Genomic DNA, 17,471 nt, shown 5'->3' with positions numbered 1-17,471 from the left:
GCCCGCATCCGCAGCCAACGCCAGCAACGCTGGGGACGCCCACACCCCAAAGCCGCATGAACAAACCAGGCAAACGTATGTGGTCAGCGCACTAGTTGGGGGTGAGTCCGTCGGCGGCTTCTTCGATCGCTGCCTCTAGGTCGTCATCGTCGAGAATCGGCGGGCTCTGCCCTGCCAGGCGCAGCATGCCTGTCAGACGGCCCTGGAGTTCCCGGTAGTTGATGTCCTTGTCCCAGTCCTGGGCAGTGGTGTTGGTGTTGAGGTTCATCGGGCGTTCCCCTCGCCGAGGTCATCGTGGAGCAGTTCACGTAGCGCCAGCCGGGCGGCTCGCAGGCGAGTCTTGATGGTGCCTTCGGGGAGGTTGAGTAGCTGCGCGATGGTGCGTATCGGATGGTCGAGGATCTCGTGGAGGACGAAACATTCGCGCTGGTCGACTGGAAGGGCTTTCAGCGCCTGGTTGAGTGCCGTCCGAGTGATGGCCAGGTCAGCGGGATTGCCGCTTTGTGCTTGGAGTTGCAGTCCCGGGTTGGCGTCCAGGGACAGGTGGGGGGCAGGTGGAGAGGCCTTCGCGCGCTGCCGCTGTGTCCGTGACAGGATGCGGCGGGCGGTGACGACCACGAATCCGATCGGGTTGGGATGTTCGTGGAGGTCGTCCCACTTTCGGTAGGCGATCATCATCGCTTGGTCGGTGACGTCCTCTGCCAATGTCCAGTCTTGGGCTCTGGCGTTGACGATGTTGCGGATGGTGCGGAAGTTCGTGCGGTAGAACTCCTCGAAACCACGGCCATCGGGGTGGACTTCGCGTTCACTGGGCCTGTCGGGAGCTTGCTGAGGATCTTGTTTACCACTCGCTCGGGTGCGAGGCTGCGGATCGTCGATCAGATGGATCCACGCTGTGGCATGTGTCCCCTGCACTGTGATCTGTACGCACTGGTATGTCCCCGGGGAACCGGTGGGGTCGCCCCTGACCACTTCTTGGAAGAACCGGTCCGACACGATCACGGCGAGGTTGCCTGACGAGCGGGCCAGAGCATTCTTCAGTGCTGGGGAATCGAGGAGCCGGCAGGTGAAATTGAGAGCCGCACCAACGCTGCCGTGGTCGTCATGATGGACCTGGCCTGTGTGAACCGCCATGCGCACCCGAATCCGAGCCTCGGGCACGCGCCCGCGGTTGTGTCGGTCGAGTGCTGCCGTGAGTCGTTGGGAGACGTGGCCGGCCAGCCGGCTCTGGGGCACCTCGGATGGGATAAGAATCAGTAGGCCGTCACCACGATCTTCCTGGTGGATGTTCTCCCGGGACACTCCTGCCTCGGTAAGTGTGGTGGCCATCGCCTCATGGAGCGCGTCACGGGCTGCGAGTCTGGCGCCAGCGGTCCGACCGGCGAACTGCACGTCGACAAAGACGATCGTCTGGGCTACGGGCGTAGGCGCCTCGTTGCGCATGGTTCTCATTCCTTCGCTGCCGGTGCAGAGCTGAGGTGCCTGCGGACAGCGCACTCACTGGGGAGTTCGGATGAAGGACAGGTGTTTTGGGAGCTGCTCTGCTCGATGTTCCCGTCGATCAGGAATTCCACGCGTGTCACCGCTGGAGCCCGAAGCTCGAGGGTGCTCCCGTCGGCCCGCAGGTCGAGGAGTTCAGTGCCAGGCGGCAGAAGCGACGCGACCACGAGCAGGGTAGTGCGGCGTTCGCGCTCGAGGGTGACGGCGTTGCGTCCCACTACGTATGCCTGGATGACCTGCCATAGTCCACTGGCTTTGCACTTGATCGCCGAACGAGCGAGACCGACTGCGGTATGGATCCCCTGGATCACCATGCGTACCTCCGAGGCACCGTTGTGGCCGTCACCCTCAATAAGGCCGCTGAGAGCGGGATGGGTTTGCCCCAGGGCATAGGTTTCTCGATGAGCCCAGGATGGCGAGCTCGCTGGGGGATCACGAAGGCCTGAGGTTGCTCGTCCCTGGTGTAGTTGGGGCAGGAGTTCGCGGTTGGTGGCTCGGGCAGCGAAGAGGTCGTCGTCGCGTTCTTCGAGCTGGAGGCAGCTCGAAGGTCTGCTGCTCGAGGTGAGTGATGTTCTGGTTGAGGGCGACACAGAGACCTGATCCAGTGAGGCATCTCAACGCGGGGTTGCCGGCGGTCCGCGGCTACCAGGCCCGCCGGCCCTGCAGATCGAGCAGAGAGCAGGCGGCACACGTGCCGCCTGCACCGGGCCTCGGAGAGAACACCTCGGAAGTCATCCAGTCGCCGGAGGAGGCGCGTGCCAGGCGATGTGGATGTGGATGTGGATGCCGAGCATGCGGACCAGTACGGCGGCCGGGAGTTCGGTGGCGAGTTGGAACAGGGCGGTGGAGCGGGCTTGGCCGGGTTGGATGTCGAGGTCGTCGTCGCTGCCGTCGCCAGGCATGGATGATGCGCATGTTGGTGGGGGATCGACGGCTCCATGGGAGTCGATCGAGCAGGAGCCAGGCTGACAGATCCACATTCAAGTGCCTATGATGCCCGGGATGAAGAACAACTCCTCGTACAGATCGGGGGAATCGTTCGCGCAAGGTGAGTGCTGATGGCACCCCACTTCGCGAACATTCCGGCCCACCTGCTGATGTGGCAGCGCGTGCGCGAGTACGCCGTACCACTGTCCATGATCGAGACTGCGACCGCGCGGCGCGCGGTCGGTGACTGGGCGGGGGCCTGCGCCTCTGCTCGGGTCGACATCGATTTCCATCTGCGCGCCGTGCGCGACCGCTACGGCAGCGAGTTCGTCACCCGCCTAAGAACGGATCTGCGTCGGCTGGCACCGGATCTGCTTCGCTGGCACATGCCCCGCGTTGCTCCCCACGGGCGGATCCGGCCTGGCCTGACCATCGCCCTCAGCCGCTATGGCAGTTCCGGCACCACGTCGGTGCAGTTGGTGGTGCGAACACCGCCGGCTTGGGCGGACGCCGGCCAACGGATGTCCCTGGCCCTCTGGGACGAGCACGGTGACGTAGCACCGAGGCACCATCCGCACCCTCGTCCCACCCGGCGTTTCCGGCTCGACCTGCACCGGCATCTGTGGGACTCCAGCCGGTGCGGCGAACTGGCGTCGCGCTGCGGTGCGGACACCGCGCCGGTCCCGGCACTCCCTGACCGGCCCCAACCGCTCGCCTGGCTGAACGAGCCGGTCCGGCCCGATCCCTCCGACACCGACGATCCATCGTGGGCGTCGGCGCGGTGGGCCGCCGAGGCCGAGCTGTTGCTGGGTGCGGAAGGCGACTCCAGCGGGGTCTTCACCGTGCGGCTCGGCGCACGTGACCGCAGGGCGTTCGAACTCGTCGCCCCCGACGACCACCATGTCCCGACGTTCCGACCGCTTCGAGAGGCGCTGCCGCCTCAGGTGGTCGCGGCGCTGCCGGTGCTACCGGAGGCGGCAGCCCGGATACTTCCGGATCTGGCGTTGTTGCGGGCCGGTCTGGTCGCTGCCGATCGGCTGCATCCGCTTGTAGCCAAGGCGTTGTCGGCGTCTGGAACAGAACCCGCGGATGGCCCGCGGCCTCAACTCGGCGACCCCCACAGAGTGGAGTGCCGGGGCGACGTCCACCGGATCGCGCTGCGGGACGGAGTGCTGGCGGCGGTCGACCACGACCCGGCACAACTGCGCCGGGAAGAGTTGCTGGTGGCACTCGGCGGCCCCGCGCTGCCGTGCCTTCGCGCGATCGACGCGGTGCACCGCGACCCGCAGGCACTGCCCGCTGTCCGGGAACGGCTCGGCCACGGCGATGTCTCGGGGGCGCTGGCCGTGGTCGAAGGCCTGCTCGGTCCTGGTGCGGTCCTGCGCGACGGGCCGCTGCGAGAGACGCTGGAGCTGTCTGTGGCCCGCCATCTCGACCAGGGACTCTTCCGCTCCGGGCTGCACCCTGTACCCCCTCCCGCAACGCGCCCCGCACGGCGCGGCCGGGCGCGACTCCGTATCAGCCCAGCAAGGGCAAGCTGACCGTCCCGCGCTTGCACCGCGAATTTCGCACGGCCTGGCCCACTGTCCAGCGGCCATGCCGTCAATTCCGACTACCCCCAGGTGATGCCCATGACCTCCAATGTCCTTCCGTCCACAGCGGTCCTGACGACCGGAATGCCCGCCGACGCACCCGGAACCGACCCACAACTCGCTCTCGCTGACGACCTCTTGGCCCTGCTGCGCACCACGACAACCGAGACGCGCCCTAACGAACAGCTCGAAGCGCTCACCCTGGCCGTGGCAGCCGACCTGCCCGTGCTGCTGTGGGGCGAACCGGGCATCGGCAAGACCGCGGCCCTGACGCAGCTCGCCGCCTCGCTCGACCTGCCGCTGACGACCGTGATCGCCAGCGTCCACGAGCCGACGGACTTCTCCGGGTTGCCCATCGTCGGCGATGATCCAGCCACACAGGGAGTGCCCATGGCGCCGCCGCAGTGGGCAGTGGACCTTGTACGTGCCGGACGGGGATTGCTCTTCCTGGACGAACTCTCCACCGCCACCCCGGCCGTCCAGGCCGCGCTGCTCAGGGTCGTTCTGGAGAGGAGGGTCGGTGCGTTGCAACTGCCGCCGGCAGTACGGATCGTGGCCGCCGCCAATCCGCGCGCATCGGCAGCGGATGGATGGGAGCTGAGCCCGCCGCTGGCCAATCGATTCGTTCATCTGTACTGGGTCCACGACCGGGAAACAGTGGTGCGCGGGCTGGGCGGGGTCTGGCCCCGGGCGCAGCTGCCCCGGCTGGTGCCGGAGAAGCTACCGGAAGCGGTGGCGTACGCCCGGGACGCGGTCTGCGGATTCCTTCAGGCACGGCCGACCCTGATCCACCGGCTGCCCAGCACTGAGACACGGCGCGGCGGGGCCTGGCCTTCACCCCGCAGTTGGGAAGCCGCGCTGACACTGCTGGCCTTCGGCACGGCGGCGTCGGTCTCTCGGGAGGTGCTGGCGTTGCTGGTCCGGGGCGCGGTGGGGGACGGGCCAGGGCTCGAACTCCTCACTCATCTGGACCGGATGGACTTGCCGGACCCTGAGTCGCTGCTGGCCGATCCCGCAACCGCCGAGCTGCCGATGCGGGGAGATCTACGTCAGGCGACCTTGGAAGCGGTAGTGGCCGCCGTGGGGGCGCGACCACAGCGGGAACGCTGGGAGGCGGGCTGGAAGGTACTCGTCCGGGCGCTGGAGACCGGCGCCGCGGACCTGCTGGTCGCCCCGGCGATGGTCTTGGCCTCGCTGCGGCGTGACGACTGGGAGGTGCCGGAGTCGGTGGAACGGCTGGTCGGAGTGATCAGTCTCGCCCGGCGGGCGGATCAGTCGGTATCGCGCGCCAAGGGGTCGGCCGACGCCGAGCGCACGGTGGGGGCGGGCCGATGACGGAGGCCTCGAAGTCTCCGATGGCCCGGCCCGCACCACCGCGCCGAGTACGGGCCGCCGCTCCGGCACGCCCGGCCGGCTCCGGCGAGCCGAACGGACCGTCCGGCCTCCCCCTGGACTTGGAGAAGCTGCTGGCCGCTCGACTGCACGCGGTCAAAGTCCGTCCCTATCTGGCGACCGCGCTCTTCGCGCTGCACGTCGTGGAGGACCGTTCGGTCCTGACGATGGCGGTGGATACGCACTGGCGCTGCTATGTCTCCCCCGGCTTCGTCGCGCGCACCCCGGTGGAGGACCTGGCAGGCGTCTGGGTGCACGAGGTCTCCCATCTGTTGCGAGACCATCACGGACGGGGACAGCGGTACGCGAAAGAGCAGGGGGAGAACAACGGGCCGGGCGAGCGGCTGCGGCGGAACATCGCCGCCGACTTCGAGATCAACGACGACATCTACGGAGACGGTCTTCCCCTGCCCGCAGGGGCGGTCCTGCCGTCGATGCTGGGACTGTCCGACGGGCTGCTCATGGAGGAGTACCTGCGGACGACCTCGTTCTCCAAGCTCACGCCGGACCTGGCCTGGCTGGACTGCGGCAGCGGGGCCGACGGACAAGACCGTCCCTGGGAGTTGGGACCCGACGGGGCACACGGCCTGAGCAGACAACAGCGCGACGCGGTGCGTTTCCGGGTCGCCGAGGGAATCAAGGGCCGGCCGGGCGAGGCGCCGGAAGGCTGGCGCCGCTGGGCGGACGAGGCGTTCCATCCGCCTCAGCCGTGGCGGCAGTTGCTGGGGGCGGCGGTCCGCTCGGCGGCGGGAGCCCCTGGGGCAGGAGCAGATCACAGCTATCGGCGTCCGTCTCGGCGCGCAGCCGCTGTCCCCGGCGTGCTCCTGCCGAGCCTGCGCCGCAAGCCGCCCCAGGTCTGCGTGGTGATTGACACATCCGGATCAGTCAGCGACGCCGAACTGGGCTGCGCGCTGCTGGAGGTGGCGGCGATCTCGCGGGCGGTGGGCGGGCGACGCGACCTGGTGTCGGTGATCTCCTGCGACGCAGCGGCCGGGGTCGCCGTCCCGCTCTGCCGAGCCGAGAACCTCGAGCTGATCGGTGGCGGAGGAACGGATCTGCGTTCGGGTTTCACCCGGGCGCTCCGCTCCCGGCCCCGCCCGGACGTGATCGTCGCCCTGACGGACGGCCAGACGCCCTGGCCCTCCGAGCAGCCCCCTTGCCGCACCGTGGTGGGTCTCTTTCCTCGTCCGGCGAGCGCAGTGAACGAGGAAAACCCCGACTACGTCCCGGACAACCCGCCGCGCTGGGCCCGCGTTGTCACGATCGGCTGAGAAAGCGCGACGGGTGCGGCTCGTTCTCAGGGAGGAATCCGGCCACGCTGCTGGCCACCCGCGGCTACGACGGCACCGACCACGTGGCGCAGCCGGACTTTTGCTTCGACCTGAAGACCGTGACGTTCGCGGCGTCCATCGTCCGTCAGTGGCGTTCTCGGGCCTACAGCGATGGTGCTGGCCCGCAATGCTGGTGAGCTCGCATAGTCGTTCAGCGCGTATTCGCCTGAGGCGCGGGCCTGTTCGGTCGCTGAGTGTGGTTGCCGGGGGCGCAGCGGTTCCCAAGGTTCCGCCGGCTTCGACTGCGATGCGGTGGGGGATGCGTCGGCTGTCGGTTGCCGCAGTCACGGCGAATCGGGTGCCGTTCTCGGCCTTCCGGGGTGCAGGTCAGCGGAGGGTGGCTCCGCCGTCGACGCTGATGACCTGGCCGGTGATCCATTCGGCGTCGTCGGACAGCAGGAAGGCCACGGCCGCCGCGATGTCCTCGGGGCGTCCCATCCGTGGGCTGCGCTGTGCGCCGAGGATGGCGGCGCGGAACTCGGGGGTCAGCTTGGCCATGATCGCGTCGGTCTCCACCATGCCCGGCGCGACCGTGTTGGCGCGGATGCCCTGCTTGCCCCACCGGGACGCGACGTGCCGCATCAGCGCGTGCCCGCCTGCCTTGGCTGCGCTGTAGGCGACCCGCTCGGTCTCCCCGATGAAGGCCGAGGCCGAGGAGGTGTAGACGATGGCGCCGCGGCCCGCCTGGAGCATCGGGACCAACGCGCGCCGGGTCAGCAGCAGGTAGCCGCGCAGGTCCACGTCGATGGTCTGCTGGAACACCTCCAGCGGCACTCCGGCGGCGTCGGTGTCGGAGTCGATGACGTCCAGGTCGGCGGCGTTGGCGTGCAGGACGTCGAGCCGTCCGTATCGCCGCAGGACGGCGTCCACCAGCTCGGCGATCGAATCGGGATCCCCCTGGTCGTAGCGGACGGCGACGGCCTCACCGCCCGACTTGGCGATCCCCGCCGCGACCTGCTCGGCGTTGTCGAGCCGGATGTCGCCCACCACGACGTGCGCGCCCTCGCCGGCCAGCCGCCGAGCGCTGGCCGCGCCGATGTTGCTCCCGCCCCCGGCGATGAGGGCGACACGGCCCTGGAACCGGCGCATCTCAACCGTCATGACCAGGTTCTACCTCGGAGGTGCGGGCCCCGCTCGGCCCTGACCACACCAGGCCATTCCACTGATCACGCCGATGGCCGCCACAGGCCACGACGGCGACGAAGAACGCTCCTACACTCGGAGGCAGCCCTCGACGAGGACGTGATGACGCGCAGTGAAGGCGGGCCGGTCATGCCGTTCGTGCCGTTGAAGGACCATCCCGATCAGGCCGCCGCGCTGCTCGCGCACCGGCCGGAGATCCTCAAGGCGTGGTTCGCGCTGGACGTGGCGCTGATGGGCGGTGGTTCGACCTTGCCGGTGCGGCTCAAGGAGAAGGTCCGCGCCGAACTGTCACAGAGCGTCGGCTGCCGGTACTGCGCGACGGTCGGGGCCGAGGGCCCCGGGGAGCCCGATCCGCGCGAAACGGCGGCCATCGCGTTCATGCGGCAGATCGTCGACGACCACAAGGCCATCGACGCCGACGCCTTCGCAGCCCTCCGCCAGGAGTTCACCGAGGAGCAGATCGTCGAGCTGGCGGCCTGGATCTGCTTCAAGATCGCAGCGAACATGCTCGGTTCGATCACCGGCCTGGAGCCCGCCAGCGCGCAGCAACGCGCCGGCTACCAGGCATGGCTCGCCGAGCAGGAGGAAGCAGGGGGGTTGACTGACCCGCCCGGCAGGCCACCTTCGACTGCACCCGAATCTCCTGAACTCCCCGCGACGCGCCCAAGCCGAAAGCTCGGTCCTCTGCGGACCGCACCCGGTGGGGGAGTAGGAGCGGACTCCGCCCCTCCGACTCCCCGCCCAAGCCGACCACACCGCCTTGTCCGAGTGGGAACCTCCTCGTGCACATCACCAACCGCGTCATCGAGGCGTCCCTCGCCCCCGTCCGCGACGTTCTGGACCAGCACTGGGACGGATCGGTCGGCATGGACGCCACCGTCGTCGCCACCTTCGCCCGCGGCACCCGCGCAGGCGGATGCGGCGATCCCAACGTCCCGCCCGCGCTGATCACCGGCATGGAACTCGGCAAGCCCGGCCACAGCCCCGGCGCCAACGGCGTCGCCGTCCTGACCGACATCATCGGCCGCGGGCACCCCGATCACCTTCGGACGGCCGCCATGGTTGCCGTTGGCGGCGGCGACCTGCTGGCCTTCCAGGGGCTTGTCGCGGATGTACTCGCGGTCCAGCTGCGCGGCGACCGCCAGCACCGCGAACAGCATCGCGCCCGTCCCGTTCGGGTCGTAGATCCCGGTCAGCGGCCCGGTGAGCAGCTCCAGCCGGATCCCGGCGGCCTGCAGCTCACCTGACGGCGTCATCAACTCGGCGGCGTTGCGCGCCGGCCGCTTGGTCTCGTGCACCGTCACGATGACCGGCCGGTCCGGCGCGGCCCCCTGCACAGGACCGGCCCGCGACGCGTCACCGATCTGGCCGTGATCGGGACCGCGTTGACCCCGGCCGGGAAGGCCCACGTCTCATCCACGATCGTTCTCAGCGACAACTGCTGTTCCTGGACTCCTCGCCCCCGGCTCAGTCGCCGCTCGGCGCGGAGCTGCGCTCTCACCCCGGCTCATCGCCGATCAACTGGCGGAAATGCTCCAGAGCGTCCTCCTTGGAGGAGGACCACTCATAGGGCATCGCGTCGAACACGCTCCGGTCGTTGTACTGGTTCTTGAGGACGAAGCACAGGAACCACCTCGGTTCGCCGTTGTCGTCCGAACCGCAAAAGATCATACGTTCGTTGTTCGCTTTGACCCAGCGTTCCACGTCCGCGAGGCTCCACCCGGGAGAGGCTTCGGCTATCGCAGGCCAACCACTCTCGTCATAGCTCACCATAGGCGTCACTGTAGGTCGAAGACCCGGCGTGATCAGGCGATGTCGGATCCGATCCCTGGTGGAGGCCGGGAGTGGCCATGCAGCGCTGTCGACGGCGCCGAAGCCGAGTGCCGTGATGGCCAGTGCCGACTACACCTGGGCCCGGCCGATCACGCGCAGTTCGGCGCGCAGGCCGCCGGACGGCTTGGCCGGGCGCGCCGGACCAGGACTGCGATGCCGACCAGAGTGACACGCCGATGGCGGTGACCGCCCAGAAGGTGGAGGGCCAGCCGAACTGCTGGCCGAGCGCGGTACCCAACGGCACCCCGAGGACATTGGCGGCGGTGAGTCCGGTGAGCGTCATGGCCATCGCCGAGGCCTTCCTGGTCGAGGTGCGCCCCTGGTCGGTTCCGGCCGCTGAAGGAGGCCTTGGACGCCACCACTCCGGGCGGACGGCTGGTGTTCCACGTGTTCGCCGCGCTGGCCGAGTTCATCCGCGAACTCATCATCGAAGGCATCAACGGAGGGCCTGGCCGTCGCCAAGGCCCGCGGCGTCCGCCTCGGCCGGCCCCCGTGATGGCGTCCTGCTCCCGAAGCTGACCCCAGCCCCAAAGTAGCGATGAGCTAGATCGCGGTTGCGGTTCGTGGTCGTCACGAATCGGCCGTACCAGGGCGTAGGGCATGTGCGCCGTTTCATCGTGTTGCCCTGTTTTTTGGGGGGCGGGCGGGCGGAGGGAGCGGCGGGATGCGTCGCGAGTGGGAGCCAGAAGATCTGATCGCTGGGTGGACGCTGCTGGACGACGACTGGGAGTTGGTGGGGAACAAGTCGGGCGCGACGCGTCTGGGGTTCGGCCTGCTGTTGAAGTTCTTCCAGCTTGAGGGCCGGTTTCCGCGGCATTCGGGCGAGGTGCCCAAGGCGGCGGTCGACTATCTGGCGGGTCAGGTGAAGGTCGAGGCAGAGCTGTTCGCCGAGTACAGGTGGGCGGGCAGCACGATCGAGTATCACCGCAAGCAGATCCGTGAGGCGCTGGGGTTTCGGGAGTCGACCCGCGCCGATGAGGACGAGCTGGTCGACTGGCTGGCGGAGAAGGTCTGCCCGGAGGTGCTGACTGATGAGGCGCTGCGAGGACGGCTGCTGGTCCGCTGCCGGACCAGGAAGATCGAGCCGCCCGGACGGATCGAGCGGATCCTGGGGTCGGCGCGGCGCCAGTTCGAGCGGGAGTTCTGCACGCAGACGGCGGGGCGGTTGTCGGCCGAGTCCCGGGCCGCGCTGCTGGCGCTGGCCACTGGCGCGGATGGGTTCTTGCTGGAGCTGAAGTCCGACCCGGGCCGGCTTGGGCTGGGGACGATGCTGGAAGAGATCGTCAAACTGCGGAGGGCTAAGGCGCTGGGGTTGCCGGCGGATCTGTTCGGCGGGTTCTCCGACCGGCTGGTGGCGTCGTGGCGGGCGCGGGCGATGCGGTCGTTCCCGTCGGACCTGGAGGCCAACCCCGAGACGGTGCGGTTGACGCTGGTGGCGGCGCTGGCGTGGTGCCGGACCTCGGAGATCAACGACGCGCTGGTCGATCTGCTGATCGCGCTCATCTCGAAGATCAACACGCGGGCGGAACGGAAGGTCGAGCAGGCGATGTTCGCCGAGGCCCGCAGGGTGCATGGCAAGACCGCCAAGTTGTACTCGATCGCCGAGGCGTCGCTGCAGCGCCCGGACGAGACCGTCCGCAAAGTGGTGTTCCCCACCGTGGGCGAGGGGACGCTGCGCGCGCTGGTGGCCGAGGCCAAGGCCGACGCAAAGACCTACAAGGCGCGGGTGCGCACCGTGCTGACCGCCTCTTATTCCTCCTACTACCGGCGGATGCCGCCCAAGCTGCTGGGCGCGGTGGAGTTCAAGTGCAACAACACCGCCTACCGGCCGGTGATGGACGCCCTGGACCTGCTGGCCCGGTACTCGGGCGTGCCGAACAAGGTCCGGCACTACGGGGCCGCCGACAAGGTCCCGATCGACGGGGTGGTCCCGGACGCCTGGCTGGGGGCGATCGTGGACGGCACCGGCCAGATCGAACGGGCCTCCTTTGAGCTGTGCGTGCTGGTGGCGCTGAAGAACGCCCTGCGCCGCCGGGAGATATACGTCGCTGGCACCACCCGCTGGCGCAACCCCGAGGAGGACCTGCCGACTGATTTCGAGGACAACCGTGACGTCCACTACGACGCCTTGGGCCAGCCGCTGGACCCCGGCGAGTTCATCGCCACCTTAAAGGAGGCGATGCGGGCCTCGATGGAGGTCTGCGCGGTCGCGATCACCAAGAAGCGGTCCGGCGGCACCGCTGTGAAGACGCACCGGGGCGAGCCCCGCTGGCACGTCCCGGACCCGGGGAGGCTGAAGACGCCGGAGAATCTGCGCGCCCTGCACACCGAGGTCCAGGCCCGTTGGGGCGTGATCGACCTGCTGTCGTTTTTGAAGGAGGCCGACTTCGTCACCCGGTTCAACGACGGCTTCGCCACCGTCGCCACCAGGGAGAACACCCCGCGCGAGGTGATCCGCAAGCGGCTGCTGCTGGTGCTGTACGCGCTGGGCACCAACATCGGGATCAAGCGGGTCGCCAACGGCGGCCGGCACGGCGAGAGCGAGGCGGCGCTGCGCACCACCCGCTACCTGTTCGTCAACCGCGACAACCTGCGCAAGGCGATCGCCACGCTGGTCAACGCCACGCTGCGGATGCGCGATGGGGCGTGGTGGGGCACCGGCACCGCGTGCGCGTCCGACGCCAAGAAGTTCGGGTCATGGTCCTCCAACCTGATGACCGAGTACCACGTCCGCTACGGCGGCCACGGCGTGATGATCTACTGGCACGTCGAACGCAAGTCCGTCTGCGTGTACTCCCAGCTCAAGTCGTGTTCGGCGTCGGAGGTGTCGGCGATGATCGAGGGCGTGCTGCGGCACTGCACCGACGCCAGCATCGACCGGCAGTACACCGACACCCACGGCCAGAACCTGGTCGGGTTCGCGTTCGCGCACCTGCTGGGATTCCGGCTGCTGCCGCGGATGAAGAACATCGCCCGCCAGAAGCTGGCGCGGGTTCAGGCGGGCGACCCGGTGCCCGGATGCCTGGCCGACATGGTCGCCGACAAGCCGATCAACTGGGAGCTGATCGCCCGCCAGTACGACCAGATGGTCAAGTACGCCACCGCGCTAAAGCTGCGCACCGCCGAAGCCGAGCAGGTGCTGCGCCGCTTCACCCGCGGCGGCCCCAAGCACCCCACCTACCAGGCGATCGAAGAGGTCGGCCGCGCGGTCAAGAGCGTGTTCGTTGCCGAGTACATGGCCTCCGAGGAACTGCGCCGGGAGATCCACGAGGGCCTGCAGGTGGTGGAGAACTGGAACTCGGCCAACACCGATCTGTTCTACGGCAAGGACGGCGTCCTCACCGGCAGCGACCGGGAGAACCAGGAGGTGTCCATGCTCGCCCTGCACCTGCTGCAATCGGCGTTGGTGTTCATCAACACGCTGCTGGTCCAGTCGGTTCTGAAGGACCCCGCCTGGGCCGACCGCCTCACCGACGCCGACCGGCGCGCCCTGTCGCCGCTGCTCTGGTCGCACGCCAACCTGTACGGAACCATTGAGATCGACATGGAAGCGCACCTCGACCTGGACGTCGGCCTCGTCGCCTGACGGCGCCGGCCAGTGGCGGTGGCGAGCCGTCCGGGGCTCGGGTTGGCGACGGCGGCCGCGGGTGCGAGGCGATACGCGATGCGAGACGGTTGACGAAGTCGTCGAGTTGGTCGGCGGGTAGGGCCCGGCTGATTCCGCCGTACCGTTCAGCAGTCTCCGTGTCGATCGTCCAGTTCGCGCAGCCCCGGCTGGCCTGGATGCCGCTGCTCGCGCATGGCTCGACGCCTACAGGTCCCCCACCGAATCGTATGCGGGGCCGTCAGCATGCTGACGGCCCCGCATGCAAGATCGAGGCCACCTGTTTGGCTCGGTCGCATCTGGGGCTAGGGTGGCCTGGTCTTAAGAGCAGACGGTGGTGCCGATCGGGCACGGCGGACCACCTGGCATTACCCCGCGGCAGGCTGTCTCGTCGCCGGGTTAGTACGCGGCCAGCAGTCGTCGGATCCTTCGGGCAATGCCGATCGAGTTGACGACCGTCTCCCAGCCGAGGCCGCCAGGCGTGACGCGGAACTCGGTTTCGTCCCGGCGGCGGACGATGGTGACGTGGGCGCAGAAGAGCCTGTTGGAGCCCCTGCCGACGAAGATCGTGTTGTCCGTGCCGGGCTGGGGCTTGGCCAGGGGCTTGCGTGCCGTGCGCATGCCGGGGATCACGTTGTAGCGGTCACCGAGGCCGGCACGGAGTTGCTCGGCGACGTCATGGCTGTGAAGGTCGGAGCGGCGGACTGTGATGGTGGACATGGAGAAGCTTCCCTACTGTTGCGGGGGGAACGTGGTCTCTTCATGCTAGCAATAAGTGTTACGTCGATGGAACATTTGATGCGGGGTGGTATCTCTTGTCGTCTGGGAGTGGCTCGCGCCAGGAAGCCGGATTGCGGGTCGACGCGCGCCGCAATCAGCAGCGGATCCTGCTCGCCGCGGCCCGGCTGCTCGCCGATGATCCGGCGGTCAGCTTTCAGCGCATCGCTGACGAGGCCGAGGTTGCCCGGCTGACCGTCCACCGGCGCTATCCGAGCCGGGACGCGCTGGTCGAAGCGATTCTGGGTGCGGCCGTCGCCGAGTTCGGCGAGGCGATACAGGAGGCCGACTCGCCGTCCATGGACGCGGCCGACGCCATCGGTCACCTCATCCGGTCCCTCGCCCGGATCGGCGCCAAGTATCCGATCTTGCTTCAGGTCGGCGGCACGTCCGACCGCCGACCGGCCAAACACGAAACCGGCCAGACCGAACACGACACCTCGGCGATCATCGACCGCTTCGATGCCGTCATCACACGCGGCCAAGCCGAGGGGACCGTGCGTCCCGACCTCGCACCCGAGACCCTGCGCTTCTCGCTCTTTGGGGCACTTGCCATGTCTCTCAGGCTCGTTCGCGCAGGCGCGGGCGACAGCCCGCTCTCGACGCAGGAGATCGGCGCCCAGGTGGCCGCCATCATCGTGGACGGCCTCCGCCCTCGTGCTACCGGGGTCGGATAGGCCCACCGGCTTCGAGCCGCACGCCCAGCGGATGCGCTTGGTCTTGGCGCAGGGGAGATTGCGAACGGTACGTGAGGCGTCAGCGGGTTCGCTGCTGCGGCTGCGGCATTCTCACCTGCTGATGCAGTTCCGCCAGGTCACACGAGATATTTTTGGTTATCTGGCAAGATCAAGATCAGGTGTCTATCGTGAGCTGGGAGTCACCCCAGCCGAGCACCTGGTTCGTTTCCTGGTTATCTGGCAACTACGGGAACGGGCCTTCGCATGGACCCAGTGATCGCCGAACAGCTCGGCCGCGACCACCCGCTCGCGCAGTATCTGGACGACTTCCTCACCGACCAGAAGAACGCCAACGCCTCCACCCACACCGTGCGCGCCTACCGCGGTGATCTTCTCCAGTTCACCGCGCACTGCGACGGCGAGCTCGCGGGCCTCACCGCCGACTCGATCCGCGCGTTCCTCGCCGACATCGGCGAGCTGTCGGCCGCGACCCGCAAGCGCAAGCGCGCCGCGGTCTCCTCCTTCTGCCGGTGGGCTGTGCGCCAGGACCGCCTCGACGCCAACCCCATGGACAAGATCGACACCATCAAGGTGTCCAAATCCTTGCCCCGGCCAGCGGACACCACCGACGTCGCCCGGGTGCTGAACTCGATCTGCAGCAGGCGGCCGCGTAAGGACGTCCCGCTCGATCGACTCCGCGACCGGGTCCTGTTCGAGACGATCTACGTGTGCGGCTCCGCGCCGCCGAAGCCTGCAGCCTCGACCTCGAAGACTTCGACCTGCGCCAGGACGACGAACACGTCCGCATCCACGGCAAGGGCGGCACCGTCCGCACCATGCTCCTGGACGACCGCGGCTACGTCGCCCTCCTCAAGCTCTACCTGAACCGGGCCGGCTACCGATTCGGGCCCGTCTTCCGCGCCAGCATCAACGGAGGCGGCGGGCCGCTGTCCTACGACGCCGCCCACCACCGCTGGGGGAACCACTGCCAAGCGGCCGGAGTCGAGATCAACCTTCACCAACTCCGCCACGCCCACGCCACCGAACTCATCAATGCCGGCGTCTCCATCGAAGTCGTCCGCCGCCGCCTCGGCCACGCCTCCACCGAAACCACCCAGCTGTACACCCTGCTCGCCGACGAGGTCGGCGACGCCGAGATCCGCGCCGCCCGCAGACGCCGTGACCGCCGCCCAGCAGCCAGGTTCAAGCCCGGCCGCATCTTCCCAGCACCCCCTCCTGCCGCATCCCCCTACCCGAGTCCTACTTTGGGGCCGGGGTCAGCTTCGGGAGTAGGACGCCGAGGCAGGCAGCCCGCCGCCCCAGCGCTTCACGATCGGCACCTCGCACCGGGCCTGGGTGAGGATCGCGTTGGCGGCCGGGGGGTTTCTGGGCGGGAGCGGTCCTGGATCCACACCGCGCGGATCCAGGACCGCCGTCGTCATGCCAGGGTCTGGCAGAGGTTCTCGACCTTGGCGTGCGCGGCATGGATGGTCTTGTTTCCGTCCGCCGTTCTGACGACGCTGAACTTGCCGTCGACGACGTACTCACCAGGCGGGGAGCCGATGTTGCCCTGCTTGACGCTGACGTTGAGGCCGCCGTCGATGCGTATGTGCACCGAGCCGTCCTTGAGGTAGTGGAACCACCCGTAGCCCGGGGCCGACCGGACGACCGAGTGGCCGTTGCCGGTGAAGCGGATGGCCAGCGCACCCCGGAACTCCACGAGCTTGTCCGTGCCGTCGGGGTAGGTTTGGAGCGTTCGGACCTCTTCCTCGTCCTGGACGATGTCGCCGTGCACGGGGAACGCGCACACACCGATGTCGGTGAACGGCTTGGCCCGGTACGGGATCCAGCCCCCGTGATCGGCGGCCGAGGCCGATGGCCCGGCCCAGGTGAGCGCGGTACCGCAGACGATGGCGGCGGAGCACGTCAGCGCCACCCGGCGCGCAGTGGTTCTACTCTCGAACAACAGACACCTCCGGTTCGATGGGATTGCCGGACAAGTGTCCCGATCCTTGGTGTGTGACGCCTACAGTGCGGCCTCTTCCGGTCACGCCGCGCCCGCCTGGGCGAGGGCGAGGCATGGCGGCTGGACGAACTCCGCCTGACCCTCGTGGGGAGGGCATCGAGGCCGTTCTCGTGCTCGGACGGCACCAACGCCTCATCCCGAAGCTGCACGCGGTGGTGCGAAGCCATCCGCTGCGTGAGCACCCGGCAGCGCAGTTGATGGGCGCGCTCTACCGCTCCGGGCGCGGCGCCGAGGCCCTGGAGGTGTAGCGGGCGGCCACCGCCCGGCTCGCCGACGAGCTGGTCTGGCCCCGTCGCCCACGCTGCGCGAGGCGCACCAGACCGTGCTGACCGGCGACCCGACGGCCGTCCAGGCTGAACCGCGTCCTGGCGCGGCCCGCCCCGCCCCCTGACCGGTCACCCCGCCCCCGAGACGTTACCCAGAGCTACTTTGGGGCTGGTCGCACGGACCCGAGCGGAGGGCCAAGAGCCCGGCTTCGGCGCAGTGAGGTCTTGACCAACCCTGTTGCCCGTTCGGGCCTACTTGGTCTGCCCACCATGTTCGGGAGCAGACTGCCCTCAAGATCGATCTCAGCGCTAGGCCGTGTCCGATGGATCATGTGTTGATCCAGAGCAGGGCGGTGACCAGGACAATCGCTGCCCGGTAGTTGCGGGCGAGTTTGTCGTAGCG

General features: G+C 68.5%; 18 protein-coding genes and 1 pseudogene. 9 read left to right on the top strand and 10 right to left on the bottom strand.

What is annotated here, in order from left to right:
- Positions 1–91: 91 nt before the first annotated feature.
- The 4 genes from AB0L06_RS43390 to AB0L06_RS43375 all read right to left on the bottom strand — a co-directional run bounded on the left by AB0L06_RS43390 (position 92) and on the right by AB0L06_RS43375 (position 2,402).
- Entirely contained in the window at positions 92–268 is a 177-nt protein-coding gene (locus AB0L06_RS43390; protein ID WP_500237610.1) for a PB1 domain-containing protein, read from the bottom strand.
- A complete protein-coding gene (locus AB0L06_RS43385; protein WP_500237609.1) occupies positions 265–1,443 on the bottom strand; it encodes a sigma-70 family RNA polymerase sigma factor in 1,179 nt (392 codons plus the stop codon). The genes AB0L06_RS43390 and AB0L06_RS43385 overlap by 4 nt, the downstream gene beginning before the upstream one ends.
- Positions 1,444–1,448: 5 nt before the next feature.
- Positions 1,449–1,814 (bottom strand): hypothetical protein, encoded by a 366-nt coding sequence (locus AB0L06_RS43380; RefSeq protein WP_500237608.1) that lies wholly within the window; start codon positions 1,812–1,814, stop codon positions 1,449–1,451.
- Between the two features lie 417 nt (positions 1,815–2,231).
- Positions 2,232–2,402, bottom strand: coding sequence for a hypothetical protein (locus tag AB0L06_RS43375; RefSeq protein WP_500237607.1), 171 nt, complete (start codon positions 2,400–2,402; stop codon positions 2,232–2,234).
- Positions 2,403–2,558: 156 nt separating this feature from the next.
- Between AB0L06_RS43375 and AB0L06_RS43370 the strand changes: the two genes are divergently transcribed.
- The 3 genes from AB0L06_RS43370 to AB0L06_RS43360 all read left to right on the top strand — a co-directional run bounded on the left by AB0L06_RS43370 (position 2,559) and on the right by AB0L06_RS43360 (position 6,682).
- Complete coding sequence (locus tag AB0L06_RS43370; protein WP_500237606.1) at positions 2,559–3,968, top strand: hypothetical protein; 1,410 nt, start codon at positions 2,559–2,561, stop codon at positions 3,966–3,968.
- 90 nt (positions 3,969–4,058) lie between these two features.
- Positions 4,059–5,354: an AAA family ATPase gene (locus tag AB0L06_RS43365; protein ID WP_500237604.1), complete on the top strand. Its 1,296-nt coding sequence runs from the start codon at positions 4,059–4,061 to the stop codon at positions 5,352–5,354.
- Positions 5,351–6,682 (top strand): vWA domain-containing protein, encoded by a 1,332-nt coding sequence (locus AB0L06_RS43360; RefSeq protein WP_500237603.1) that lies wholly within the window; start codon positions 5,351–5,353, stop codon positions 6,680–6,682. The genes AB0L06_RS43365 and AB0L06_RS43360 overlap by 4 nt, the downstream gene beginning before the upstream one ends.
- A gap of 387 nt (positions 6,683–7,069) precedes the next feature.
- Here the strand turns inward: AB0L06_RS43360 and AB0L06_RS43355 are convergent, their stop codons facing one another.
- From AB0L06_RS43355 to AB0L06_RS43340, 4 genes are all read right to left on the bottom strand, one after another.
- The gene (locus AB0L06_RS43355) at positions 7,070–7,843 is read right to left on the bottom strand and encodes an SDR family NAD(P)-dependent oxidoreductase (RefSeq protein ID WP_500237601.1); all 774 of its coding nucleotides are present in this window, start codon (positions 7,841–7,843) and stop codon (positions 7,070–7,072) included.
- A gap of 203 nt (positions 7,844–8,046) precedes the next feature.
- On the bottom strand, positions 8,047–8,391 hold the full coding sequence (locus tag AB0L06_RS43350; RefSeq protein ID WP_500237600.1) for a hypothetical protein: 345 nt from the start codon (positions 8,389–8,391) through the stop codon (positions 8,047–8,049).
- A gap of 51 nt (positions 8,392–8,442) precedes the next feature.
- Positions 8,443–9,141 (bottom strand): hypothetical protein, encoded by a 699-nt coding sequence (locus AB0L06_RS43345; RefSeq protein ID WP_500237611.1) that lies wholly within the window; start codon positions 9,139–9,141, stop codon positions 8,443–8,445.
- A 241-nt stretch (positions 9,142–9,382) separates the two neighbouring features.
- Complete coding sequence (locus tag AB0L06_RS43340; protein WP_500237599.1) at positions 9,383–9,658, bottom strand: hypothetical protein; 276 nt, start codon at positions 9,656–9,658, stop codon at positions 9,383–9,385.
- A gap of 408 nt (positions 9,659–10,066) precedes the next feature.
- Here AB0L06_RS43340 and AB0L06_RS43335 point away from each other — a divergent pair, with 408 nt between their 5' ends.
- Positions 10,067–10,237 (top strand): hypothetical protein, encoded by a 171-nt coding sequence (locus tag AB0L06_RS43335; protein ID WP_500237597.1) that lies wholly within the window; start codon positions 10,067–10,069, stop codon positions 10,235–10,237.
- 145 nt (positions 10,238–10,382) lie between these two features.
- The gene (locus AB0L06_RS43330; RefSeq protein ID WP_500237595.1) at positions 10,383–13,304 is read left to right on the top strand and encodes a Tn3 family transposase; all 2,922 of its coding nucleotides are present in this window, start codon (positions 10,383–10,385) and stop codon (positions 13,302–13,304) included.
- Positions 13,305–13,721: 417 nt separating this feature from the next.
- Here AB0L06_RS43330 and AB0L06_RS43325 read toward each other — a convergent pair whose 3' ends face one another.
- Positions 13,722–14,042 (bottom strand): hypothetical protein, encoded by a 321-nt coding sequence (locus AB0L06_RS43325; RefSeq protein ID WP_500237594.1) that lies wholly within the window; start codon positions 14,040–14,042, stop codon positions 13,722–13,724.
- A gap of 131 nt (positions 14,043–14,173) precedes the next feature.
- Here AB0L06_RS43325 and AB0L06_RS43320 point away from each other — a divergent pair, with 131 nt between their 5' ends.
- The 3 genes and pseudogenes from AB0L06_RS43320 to AB0L06_RS43310 all read left to right on the top strand — a co-directional run.
- Positions 14,174–14,776, top strand: coding sequence for a TetR/AcrR family transcriptional regulator (locus AB0L06_RS43320; protein ID WP_500237593.1), 603 nt, complete (start codon positions 14,174–14,176; stop codon positions 14,774–14,776).
- A gap of 264 nt (positions 14,777–15,040) precedes the next feature.
- A complete protein-coding gene (locus tag AB0L06_RS43315; protein WP_500237591.1) occupies positions 15,041–15,661 on the top strand; it encodes a tyrosine-type recombinase/integrase in 621 nt (206 codons plus the stop codon).
- Positions 15,556–15,852 (top strand): annotated as a pseudogene (locus tag AB0L06_RS43310) (tyrosine-type recombinase/integrase); the annotation flags it as partial. The gene AB0L06_RS43315 and the pseudogene AB0L06_RS43310, both read left to right, overlap by 106 nt.
- A 362-nt stretch (positions 15,853–16,214) precedes the next feature.
- Here the strand turns inward: AB0L06_RS43310 and AB0L06_RS43305 are convergent.
- A complete protein-coding gene (locus AB0L06_RS43305; RefSeq protein WP_500237613.1) occupies positions 16,215–16,742 on the bottom strand; it encodes a hypothetical protein in 528 nt (175 codons plus the stop codon).
- Between the two features lie 113 nt (positions 16,743–16,855).
- Between AB0L06_RS43305 and AB0L06_RS43300 the strand changes: the two genes are divergently transcribed.
- The gene (locus tag AB0L06_RS43300; RefSeq protein WP_500237589.1) at positions 16,856–17,050 is read left to right on the top strand and encodes a BTAD domain-containing putative transcriptional regulator; all 195 of its coding nucleotides are present in this window, start codon (positions 16,856–16,858) and stop codon (positions 17,048–17,050) included.
- The last annotated feature ends 421 nt before the right edge of the window (positions 17,051–17,471 follow it).

The organism is Spirillospora sp. NPDC052269, assembly GCF_040679435.1.
GTDB lineage: Bacteria > Actinomycetota > Actinomycetes > Streptosporangiales > Streptosporangiaceae > Spirillospora.
The sequence above is the reverse complement of the archived record's forward strand: the minus strand, read 5'-3'. Positions and strand labels throughout refer to the sequence as shown.

Coding starts and splice junctions, on each gene's coding strand:
- AB0L06_RS43370 (WP_500237606.1), top strand. CDS start 2,559: ATGGCACCCCACTTCGCGAACATTCCGGCCCACCTGCTGATGTGGCAG.
- AB0L06_RS43330 (WP_500237595.1), top strand. CDS start 10,383: ATGCGTCGCGAGTGGGAGCCAGAAGATCTGATCGCTGGGTGGACGCTG.
- AB0L06_RS43375 (WP_500237607.1), bottom strand. CDS start 2,402: ATGCCTGGCGACGGCAGCGACGACGACCTCGACATCCAACCCGGCCAA.
- AB0L06_RS43340 (WP_500237599.1), bottom strand. CDS start 9,658: ATGGTGAGCTATGACGAGAGTGGTTGGCCTGCGATAGCCGAAGCCTCT.
- AB0L06_RS43390 (WP_500237610.1), bottom strand. CDS start 268: ATGAACCTCAACACCAACACCACTGCCCAGGACTGGGACAAGGACATC.
- AB0L06_RS43385 (WP_500237609.1), bottom strand. CDS start 1,443: ATGCGCAACGAGGCGCCTACGCCCGTAGCCCAGACGATCGTCTTTGTC.
- AB0L06_RS43360 (WP_500237603.1), top strand. CDS start 5,351: ATGACGGAGGCCTCGAAGTCTCCGATGGCCCGGCCCGCACCACCGCGC.
- AB0L06_RS43365 (WP_500237604.1), top strand. CDS start 4,059: ATGACCTCCAATGTCCTTCCGTCCACAGCGGTCCTGACGACCGGAATG.
- AB0L06_RS43315 (WP_500237591.1), top strand. CDS start 15,041: ATGGACCCAGTGATCGCCGAACAGCTCGGCCGCGACCACCCGCTCGCG.
- AB0L06_RS43300 (WP_500237589.1), top strand. CDS start 16,856: ATGGCGGCTGGACGAACTCCGCCTGACCCTCGTGGGGAGGGCATCGAG.
- AB0L06_RS43325 (WP_500237594.1), bottom strand. CDS start 14,042: ATGTCCACCATCACAGTCCGCCGCTCCGACCTTCACAGCCATGACGTC.
- AB0L06_RS43380 (WP_500237608.1), bottom strand. CDS start 1,814: ATGGTGATCCAGGGGATCCATACCGCAGTCGGTCTCGCTCGTTCGGCG.
- AB0L06_RS43355 (WP_500237601.1), bottom strand. CDS start 7,843: ATGACGGTTGAGATGCGCCGGTTCCAGGGCCGTGTCGCCCTCATCGCC.
- AB0L06_RS43350 (WP_500237600.1), bottom strand. CDS start 8,391: ATGTTCGCTGCGATCTTGAAGCAGATCCAGGCCGCCAGCTCGACGATC.
- AB0L06_RS43345 (WP_500237611.1), bottom strand. CDS start 9,141: ATGACGCCGTCAGGTGAGCTGCAGGCCGCCGGGATCCGGCTGGAGCTG.